The 7748-nt window shown below is 54.2% G+C and carries 6 protein-coding genes and 2 pseudogenes; 5 read left to right on the top strand and 3 right to left on the bottom strand.

The window, feature by feature from the left end; translation table 11 throughout:
• Positions 1-261 precede the first annotated feature (261 nt).
• From ABVT36_RS18425 to ABVT36_RS18415, 3 genes are all read right to left on the bottom strand, one after another.
• Positions 262-765, bottom strand: a complete 504-nt coding sequence (locus tag ABVT36_RS18425) for a hypothetical protein (protein ID WP_368457869.1) — start codon at positions 763-765, stop codon at positions 262-264.
• A gap of 327 nt (positions 766-1092) precedes the next feature.
• On the bottom strand, positions 1093-1347 hold the full coding sequence (locus ABVT36_RS18420) for a hypothetical protein (RefSeq protein ID WP_368457868.1): 255 nt from the start codon (positions 1345-1347) through the stop codon (positions 1093-1095).
• 813 nt (positions 1348-2160) lie between these two features.
• Positions 2161-2706: an NUDIX hydrolase gene (locus ABVT36_RS18415; RefSeq protein ID WP_367149140.1), complete on the bottom strand. Its 546-nt coding sequence runs from the start codon at positions 2704-2706 to the stop codon at positions 2161-2163.
• Positions 2707-3236: 530 nt separating this feature from the next.
• Between ABVT36_RS18415 and ABVT36_RS18410 the strand changes: the two genes are divergently transcribed.
• The 5 genes and pseudogenes from ABVT36_RS18410 to ABVT36_RS18390 all read left to right on the top strand — a co-directional run.
• On the top strand, positions 3237-4250 hold the full coding sequence (locus ABVT36_RS18410) for a tryptophan--tRNA ligase (RefSeq protein WP_368457867.1): 1014 nt from the start codon (positions 3237-3239) through the stop codon (positions 4248-4250).
• Positions 4251-4502: 252 nt separating this feature from the next.
• Positions 4503-6080: an AbgT family transporter gene (locus tag ABVT36_RS18405; protein WP_367149138.1), complete on the top strand. Its 1578-nt coding sequence runs from the start codon at positions 4503-4505 to the stop codon at positions 6078-6080.
• 371 nt (positions 6081-6451) lie between these two features.
• Positions 6452-6613: pseudogene (locus tag ABVT36_RS18400) on the top strand (transposase); the annotation flags it as partial.
• Positions 6614-6658: 45 nt separating this feature from the next.
• Positions 6659-6999, top strand: a pseudogene (locus ABVT36_RS18395) (transposase); the annotation flags it as partial.
• 302 nt (positions 7000-7301) lie between these two features.
• Positions 7302-7748, top strand: a 447-nt coding sequence (locus ABVT36_RS18390) for a transposase (RefSeq protein WP_368457866.1), incomplete at its 3' end; no start/stop codon positions are given.

Genomic DNA, 7748 nt, shown 5'->3' with positions numbered 1-7748 from the left:
TGCATAGCGGAAAACCGGCACGGTCAAAAGAACAGCTAAAGGGAAAAGCATTATCGCATATGAGGAAACTACAGAAGATGCCAGCCCGGGTAGCGTCCTACTTCAGGCATCTTGCTATTGAATATGCGGCGTAGAGAACTATAAGTGTGCCGGGTTAATAGTATAACAAGTTTGGGCAACCTCGCCCACAAAAAACGCGGGCTGGACAACCTGCGCGTTGCGTAGGCGGTACGCAAACTACATGCTTTTGAATAATGTGGTTCATGTACCGCTTACAATTAGTCGCAGTCCCTTATCTTCCATAAGGTAATAACGGACTGGGAGCCCAGACCTCCCGTGTGAAATGCAGGGGTTGTAGTTTTCAGGGCAAGGCGGATCGACGATCAGCAGTCGGCTTTCAAGCCTGAAATCGAGCCCTCTTGAGCTTAGGAGCGGTTCTGGTTTGTCTTTAATACTATGTATTTTTCCAGTTTTGAGATCGACAATTAGAAGGCTTTGGCATTCGTTTCCGCAACCCCATGAAACGAGTGCATAGTGGTCAGCAAAGTTTGCTCCCTTAGCCACACCCTCCTTTAATCTCACTTGGTACATCTTTGCGCTTAGATTACTGGAGAAATCGATATTTGCTAGTGGTTTTTGCTCTAAATGCTGTTCTGCCGGGTATTGTTCGAAATCCGGGGCCTTGTTATTGCCTGCACTCACGGCAGCAATAAAAAAGACAGGACCAAGAAATAGAAACCTTTTTACGCTTTTTAAAATTGGCATTGATATCTCCATTGGCATAACGCCAGAGTATGCGGCGAATGTCCGCAGATCCTCTACGGCAAATCAAGCAGTCACATGCTTGATTTGCGGCTCGAACATCCCTGTTCGGAACAACAGGCTGCTGAAAAACACTGTTTTCAATAGCCTGTTAAGGGCCAATGCTGCGGTATCCCTTCCCAACGATCAAGTCTTGCCCAATGACAAGGGCACCGGTGGAGAGGAGTACACTGTATTGACTGCGTTTACTTCCCCTCATTGTGAGGAGGAGACAAGCACTGGCGGTACCGCTCTGGGCACCTGTCATTTAGAGATGCCCCGCTTTTGAGATCAAGATCGCTTTCCTTTGGTCGATTTCGGCGGGGCTGGGGCTGGTGTATGGGAGGAGGGGTACATGGCCTGGTGGTCCGCCAGTTCCCAGGCTCGCTCCTGCAGCTCAAATAAGCGCTTGAGCCAAAGGGGGCGACCAACCTCGCATGGCGCAATGTCCAACTCCACGATATCGTCGTGGATGGCTACGGGCGTAATGGTATAAAAGCTTTCCAGTTGTAGTGGCTCAGACAATCGACAGGGGAATACGGCCATCTTTATAGGCTCCTTAAATCGCCTGTGACGGAAAGGCGTTATCAAAGCGATTAGCTTTGCACCGTTATTCTCGCCGCAGGCGCGGTCCTTGGGGAAAAGGAAACGATAAATCCGGGCAGAGGTCGCGCTGCCAGGGCGGTGCGCGGCTGAAGTAAAGCACCACACCAATGGTCGCGCTACGCCACAGGACACCCCGGCGCCAGGGGCGGGGGTGGCCAGTAGGGCCCGGCTTCAGGGGGAACCTTATTGAAGACGAGCGAATGTGTGGCGTATCATCCAAGACAGCCTCGCTAGATAGCTTCGTTATCTTTCGGGGTTAGCCATCTCTCGGTGCTCGTAACACCGGGAGGTGGCGCCTATGCCTTAACTCACGCGGTCATGGTGTAGTCCTTCCCTATTTATTGACGATTCGTTATGGCTATGGATTTCCCACGGGCGCTGCCGTTACTGGGCACCCCGTGGGCTGCATGGCGATGATTGCGGTATTATTCAGCTGTTTTTTATCTATTTGTTCGCTGTTTTTTCTTTGCCTGTACCAGTTTGACGACTGAAGGCTAGGGCAGTAGCCCTACGGTATTCGCTTTTTGCAAAGAATTCAATCAAGCGGAGGCTTTAGGCGACATCGAGTAGAGTTTCCCAGAAGCCGACGAAGCCATTGGCAGTACACCAGAAATCAGCAATTGGTTTCCCGGGAATCCGGGACCTGTTTTTCAATCACTTTTGGCAGCATTTTACTATGGGGTAGTATCAGAGGTTCCCGGGTTTTGAAGAATGCACTTGTTGGTGAGGCTTAAGGATCGATCGCCCGGGATATTACGGAGTCGCGGTCAACTGGGATGCGTTGAGATAGCGCTCGATATAGGGCTTATGGGTATAGAGTATGTCTTCGGGCAGGTTGTTTTTGGAGAAGTAGCGTATCTCTGTAATTTCATTGTCGTTAAAGCTGGCATGATCCAGCTTGATCTGACATTTGACAGCGATATTTACCACCGGTGTATAGGGGGGCTTTTTAACTTCGAAAATTTCCGTAGAGATTAATTCAGCACCAATCTCCTCCTGCAGTTCGCGGCGCACCGCCTGCCTGATAGTTTCTCCATGTTCAAGCCAGCCGCCCGGAAGTCCCCAGGCACTTTGATAGCTGTGGCGTACCAGCATGAGTTTGTCGTCCTGCTCGATCAGAAACACCATGCCCACCAGAAATTTGTCGCTGGAAACATAGGAGATGTCCCAGCGGAGGTTTACCGGAAGTTCCCGGTAGATGGTGTATTTTAAAGTTGGAAACAACAGCAGGGCTGCAATTGCCAGCAGGCAGCCAATGACGACTAGGACAAGGAATTTTTTCAGTAACGCGGCGATCACAGTTGGGCCCCGGGTATGTACATCATAGTGCTGGCTGCGCGGCGCTCAGAGCAGCGCAGCAGCTAGGCCTGCTTGTGGCCCTGCGGTTGCTGTTACGGGATTCAGCACCGCAAGGGACACGGCCGCCGGTTGCGCGAATTGTTACGCCAGTAATACCAATCTCCGGCTGTGCGAGCTTGCGGCGGTCCGCAGCGCAGATCCGTATTCAAGCGCACTTTTACCGGCACCGCAAATCCCACTCCCGGCGGCAGCCGGTTGCTGCCCGTGACTAATTGGTGCATTTTCGTCATTTATGTCGAATCCCTAAGTAATTTGGGAGGTTTAGAGTCAGTAGACCAGCGGTTTTCGCAGGGCTGTGACACCCAGGCGCCAACAGCTCCCGACCTCAGGGCTCGACGGGTGCTCAAATTTTGCCCACCCTGGCCCAGGCGGCAGCCGGGAATGGCAATGCGGCGTACTATCCCGGCTCTGAAGGCGGTATTATGGCCACCGAAAGTTGGATAGTTAGTAGCACGGAATCTCGAAAACCTATGAGTAAACAGCGTGTCTTGACCGGCATCACCACCACTGGCAGGCCTCATCTGGGCAATTATGTAGGGGCCATTCGCCCGGCAATCGCCGCGAGCCGGGATGAGAACAACCTTTCTTTCTATTTTCTCGCCGATTATCACGCATTGATCAAGTGCCAGGACCCTGAGCAGGTACACCAGTCGACGCTGGAGATTGCCGCCGCCTGGCTGGCCCTGGGCCTAAACACCGACAATGTGGTTTTCTACCGCCAGTCCGATATCCACGAGATTCCCGAGCTGACCTGGTTTCTGACCTGCATGACCGCCAAGGGTCTGGTCAACCGCGCTCACGCCTACAAGGCGGCGGTGGATGCCAACCGCGCAGATGGTGAGGACTCGGATTTCGGTATTACCATGGGGCTCTACAGTTACCCGATTCTGATGGCAGCGGATATCCTGATGTTCAACGCCAACAAGGTGCCGGTGGGTAGGGATCAGGTACAGCATATCGAGATGGCCCGGGATATCGCCCAACGCTTCAACCATCACTATGGGGAGCACTTTGTGCTGCCGGAGGCTGTGGTGGACGACCATGTGGCGGTGCTGCAGGGGCTCGATGGCCGCAAGATGAGCAAGAGCTACGGCAACACCATTCCGCTGTTCCTGGACGAGAAGCAGCTGCGAAAGCATATCAACAAAATCAGGACCAACCTGCTGGAGCCGGGTGAGCCGAAAGACCCGGATACGTCCACCGTATTCCAGATCTGGCAGGCATTTGCGTCCCCGGAACAAACGGAGGCCATGCGCGAGGCCTTCGCCGGTGGTATTGCGTGGGGGGAGGCCAAGAAGCAGCTGTTTGAGCTTGTCAACGGCGAGCTGATGGAAGCCCGTGAACGCTATAGCGAACTGTTGGCGAATCCGGCACAGATTGAACTGGAGCTGGAGAAGGGAGCGGAAAAAGCCAGAGCCTACTCGGTCCCGGCGCTGCAACAGCTCCGCAGCGCGGTGGGCATCCGCAAGATCGGAAGATCCTGACCCGGCGACCGAACAGGTTGTGGGGCCTTGCGGCTATTGGGCACAGAACGGTGCCAGCCGTTGCAGCATGAGTGATTAGAGGGGGATTGCAGGAGCGGCAAATTGATCCATGAGGGATATGGTTTGTTGGAATAGGGGCGTAGGCTGGGCTTCGCCGGTCATGCCGCGTCACACCCCGGATTTACTCCCGGGGTTGAGAAAAAACAATCAAGCAGAAGAATAACAACTAAGTATAAAAAGGGAGTGATCAGAATGAGTGAAGTGCAATCTGGAACCGGTATGCTGGCGGATGGTGAGGCCGGCTCCGGTAAAAATGGCTGGGTTAACCGGGTTTTGAATTTTATCGAGGTGGTGGGCAACCGCCTGCCGGACCCGGCGATACTGTTTTTGATGTTGATGGTGACGGTCTGGGTGTTGTCCTGGTTCCTGTCGGGGGTCAGTTTTAGCGCGCAGCACCCGGCTACGGGAGAGGCGATACAAATCTCCAATTTACTCTCCGGTGAGCAGTTCGCGTACTTTCTCTCCAATATGGTTACTACCTTTACCAGTTTTGCGCCGCTGGGCGTGGTACTGGTGGCTATGCTGGGCGTCGGTGTGGCGGAGCAGAGTGGATTCATCAATGCGGTACTCAAAAAGCTCCTGGGTGTGACTCCCAAGTTGCTACTGACCCCGATGCTGATTCTGGTGGCCATAGTGAGCCACACTGCTGTGGATGCCGGATATGTGCTGGTTATCCCATTGGGAGGTGTCATTTTCTACGCTGCGGGGCGCCACCCCCTGGCGGGTATCGCGGCCGCTTTTGCCGGTGTCTCCGGCGGCTTTTCCGCCAATTTTGTCCCCTCGGCCATAGATCCGCTGTTGCAGGGTTTTACCCAGTCCGCAGCCCAGATTGTCAATCCGGACGTCCTTCTGAACCCGCTCAACAACTGGTTTTTCACCTCGGCATCCTGCCTGGTAATAGTGCTGCTGGGCTGGTGGCTCACGGACAAAGTGATTGAACCGCGGCTGAAGGGAGTGGCGATCGACGGTGACGAAGAGGAAATGCCGGCGATGCAGGACCTGGGGCCGGGTGAAAAATGGGCACTGCGCTGGTCGCTGCTGGTAATGGCGGCGGGCCTGGTGGGCCTGATTGCCTGGATGGTGCCGGAAACTTCGGTGTTGCGGGATGGGACAGGACAGCTGGCTTCATTTCGCGCACCGGTGATGCAGTCCATAGTGCCATTGATTTTTCTGCTGTTCGTAGTGCCAGGTGTGGTGTTCGGCTATGTAGCGGGGACATTCAAGCGGTCCAAGGACGTGATCGATGCCATGTCCAAAACCATGGGCTCCATGGCCTACTACATAGTGATGGCGTTTTTCTGTGCATTGTTTATCGCTGAGTTCGCCCGCTCCGGTCTGGGCACTCTGCTGGCGGTCGAAGGCGGCGGCTTGTTGGCGGCCATGGATCTGCCGGGGCCGGTTACATTGATGGGGATTATCCTGCTGGTGGGATTTGTGAATCTGTTCGTGGGATCCGCCTCCGCCAAGTGGGCACTGCTCTCGCCGATTTTCGTGCCGATGCTGATGCAGGTGGGCTTTTCACCGGATCTGACCCAGGCGGCATACCGGGTAGGGGATTCATCCACCAATATCATTACGCCGCTGATGCCCTATTTCCCCCTGGTGGTGGTCTACTGTCAGCGTTACGTGAAGAGCACAGGAATTGGTACCCTGGTTTCGATGATGCTTCCCTACTCAGTGGTATTCCTGCTCTGCTGGTCCCTGTTCCTGGTAATTTACTGGAGTCTGGGTATGCCCCTGGGGTTGCAGGCCAGTTATACCTATCCATAGAGCAGAATCGGCGGTGGCCAAGGGTCGCCGCAGTTTCCGGTGGTGCAGCCGGACGCAGGGGAAAACTCCCTGCGTCCACCGCGTTCCCCTTGCCTTGATTGGCACCTTTTCTGTCACAACAGGGCCAACTCAGTTAGTGTCAACAGGCCCTAACTACTTTCTGTTGTGAATCCCCTCCGGGTGACCTCTTTTCGATGTGCCTGTTATCGATGCGATTGGGGTCTTTAATACCCTATGGTTTGGGGCAGAATTGAATGCTTCCCAAGGCCTCGCGCCGGCCTTAGCCCAAATTTTGCGCGAGTTCAGATACAAGAACGGCGGAAAGTCTTATCATTGCTGGTGTTTAAAACAGTCTGATAAGAAATTCCGCCGTGACCAAATGCTACCAGCCTGAGATCCGTTTTTCATCCCTTTCCCGCCGCAAAATCACCGCAGATTTCACTGGTGGGGATTTAACCTCCGATGCCGGTTTGTTGCTGCTTCGCGAATGCGATCGTCGCCTTGCCCTATCCCATTCAGTGGCTGGTGTCGTTAATGATCCCCGTCGCATTATTGGAAAAGCGGAGTATACCCACGGAGGTTCCAATCCCCGGTTTGTGACTACGAATCTGGACGGTGATGGCGAGGCGCTATACCGCCAGCTGTACTGCGCACGCGGAGACATGGAAAACCGCATCAAGGATCAGCAATTGGATCTGTTCGCGGGCCGCACTTCCTGCCACCGCTGGTGGCCGAATCAGTGGCGGCTACTGCTCTCGGCATTGGCCTGGATACTGTTCGAAGAGTTGCGAGAACAGCTCAAGAATACGCCGCTGGCGAAAGCGTGGTTGGCACCTTACGCAATCGCTTGATCAAGGTCGCAGCTGTGGTGATTAAAAACACACGGCGCCTGCGGTTCCTGCCATCGACGTCAATGCCAGACAGAGAAATCTCTTGCGAGGCAGGTGCCTATATAGATGAAAGAGTGCTGCTCCGGCACGGAATAAAAAATGAGGTAGGGGCAATTGCGCCCGGCAGAATTGGAGTTGGCTACTCTGCGCTCGAGTAGATCAATTAATGGCCTACGATCGCGGTTCTTCGAGAGTTAGAAGAAAATACTGTGCTCTAGGCTGGATCATGAAATATCCGGGCTAGCCCGGATTTTGCGCGAGTTCAGATACAAGAACGGCGGAAAGTCTTATCATTGCTGGTGCTTAAAACAGTCTGATAAGAAATTCCGCCGTGACCAAATGCTACCAGCCTGAGATCCGTTTTTCATCCCTTTCCCGCCGCAAAATCACCGCAGATTTCACTGGTGGAGATTTAACCTCCAATGCCGGTTTGTTGCTGCTTCGTGAATGCGATCGCCGCCTTGGCCTATCCCACGCGGTGGCCGGTGTCGTCAATGATCCCCGTCGCATTTCCTCAGTTGCTCACCAGGGGGAACAGCTGGTGCGACAGCGTTTGCTTGCGATTGCTGCTGGGTATGAAGATCTCAACGATCACGATCAGCTGCGATTTGACACCGTCCTGCAAGCTGGGTGTCAGCGCACGAAGACACTCGCCAGTACCGCCACCCTGTGCCGCTTCGAGCAGGGGCAGGATCGATCCGTTGCGGTAGAGCTACACAAAGTGTTGCTGGACCAGTTCATTGTCAGACATAGCAAACCCCCACGGCGACTCATTCTG

Source organism: Microbulbifer sp. TYP-18, assembly GCF_040932045.1.
Lineage (GTDB): Bacteria > Pseudomonadota > Gammaproteobacteria > Pseudomonadales > Cellvibrionaceae > Microbulbifer.
This window is presented reverse-complemented; position numbering and strand designations above follow the sequence as displayed.